The sequence below is a fragment of the Vagococcus sp. WN89Y genome (assembly GCF_052220145.1).
GTDB lineage: Bacteria > Pseudomonadota > Gammaproteobacteria > Enterobacterales > Enterobacteriaceae > Kosakonia.
This window is the reverse complement of sequence record NZ_JBQPOM010000044.1, coordinates 1-1,734: the sequence shown is the minus strand read 5'-3', so window position 1 is coordinate 1,734 and position 1,734 is coordinate 1. Positions and strand designations below refer to the sequence as shown.

General features: G+C 42.4%; 3 protein-coding genes. 1 reads left to right on the top strand and 2 read right to left on the bottom strand.

The window, feature by feature from the left end; genetic code table 11:
- A partial coding sequence (locus ACTU3N_RS14690) for an IS3 family transposase (RefSeq protein WP_443086880.1) occupies positions 1-168 on the top strand: 168 nt, incomplete at its 5' end.
- Positions 169-803: 635 nt separating this feature from the next.
- Here the strand turns inward: ACTU3N_RS14690 and ACTU3N_RS14685 are convergent.
- Together ACTU3N_RS14685 and ACTU3N_RS14680 are read right to left on the bottom strand one after the other, a co-directional pair.
- A complete protein-coding gene (locus ACTU3N_RS14685) occupies positions 804-1,193 on the bottom strand; it encodes a hypothetical protein (RefSeq protein WP_443086879.1) in 390 nt (129 codons plus the stop codon).
- An 11-nt stretch (positions 1,194-1,204) separates the two neighbouring features.
- A partial coding sequence (locus ACTU3N_RS14680; protein ID WP_443086878.1) for an RHS repeat-associated core domain-containing protein occupies positions 1,205-1,734 on the bottom strand: 530 nt, incomplete at its 5' end.

Genomic DNA, 1,734 nt, shown 5'->3' with positions numbered 1-1,734 from the left:
GAAGCACGCAGCGATATTTTTGATTACATCGAAATGTTTTATAACAGTAAGCGTCGGCATGGTTCGAGTGATCAGATGCCACCGACGGAATATGAAAATCAATATTATCAACGGCTCGGAAGTGTCTGGATTATCCGTGGCGATTCAATAGCTCTTCAAACCCTTTAATTACAATCAATTATACCTCCAGTCATTTTCGGCAAGAAATTCCGCTGCTCCACTTATTATGCCCTCCAGTCCCATCCGGATGATAAATTTCGTGATAGCTTTTATGGTCATTAAAATCAGCTAGTTGTAATGAACCAGGTGAGTCTCCATGATGCCCGGTCATACCTTTTGGAGAAAAACCTCTGAATTTACCATTTTTCATCGGTTGAACATGTTCTACGACCCCAGGATATTTCTTTTGTAATTCTCTTTTGAACTCCGGATCGACTTGCAGTCGATTATAGACAGAGCCATTGGCTGGATGAAATGTTGTTAAATAGCTAATTAAGATTTTTCATATTTTTTAGAGCAAGAATTCGCTCAGAATCCAAAAGCTGCATTTGATTTTTCTCAGAATGGTATGTAGGCGCGGTTCAAGGCAGGTAAAATTATATACCCTGCCTCTCGCAACTAATCTGGGTGTATAACTGCGTAGAGCGGATTACTACATGAAAATTCCCTTCGGGGGTATAGGGTTTTAATTTTTCATCACTGTAATAATCCTTTTTAATAGCACAGATAATCTGTAACATAGTGTTATCCAGCATCCTGCATATGATTAAGTGATACAATATCTGTGCGTGCCCGGACATTTTTTATAAGAAAGCGGTTTCGCTACTACCAATTTTTTTCATTTCAAGGCCCTTAAATTTGATACCTATCCCATGCTCCTGATCCAAATCGGTTGAGAACATAAATCCAAAATCATCTTCCTCATCAGGAGAAAGGTAAATTTTCACCAAAGCGAGGTTCGATACATCGGTTCCATACACACGTTTGCAGTATGTCCTGGTTTCAGCTGTGATTTTCTGAAAAAAGTCGTTCTGTTTTTCAATAAGAAAATCGACGTCGGTTTTCATTTTTTTATCGGCCGAATCCGCTTCCAAATTTATGCACTGGACAGGCTCGGAACCAAATGCCGACAGAACCAAATCGACCGAAACACCTTCATCATCTTCATAAAATTCTAGATCAACTGACTTCATGCAAACCTCCTTCATTTACAATTCAAAGTTTTGGCCGTTTTCTTAGCTTCAGCGGTTTCGTATTTAACCCCGTGGTGTTTCTCAAACTGGCTGACAGAACCTGAATGCGGGAAAGTGGCTTCATGGGCACTGGTTTCCACAAGCTGCATTGTAGAAGTATTCGTTACAGGGTCATAATCATTCAGGTGGTGCCAGGTATAGTTTTCCGGATGTGATTTCCCCGTAATATTACCAGATGCATTGTTGTATCTGGCGATCTCATTAGCTGCCTTGAAATCACCATACCTGCTACCTGTCATCTGGATTTTAACGATGCTTTCACCATTTGGATATAAAACGTCGGTACCTGAAAAATCAACCCCGGCATATCTTGAAAGACCAGTAGGGTCGATCCACCCGAGCGGGTTGGGCGCATACTGGTACAGGTTCCAGCCGCCGTTTAACCCTATCGGATCCTGAACGGTGAACCGCCCGGTCTGCGGGTCGTAGTAGCGGAACAGGTTGTAGTGCAGGCCGGTTTCGCGGTCGGCGTACTGCCCGG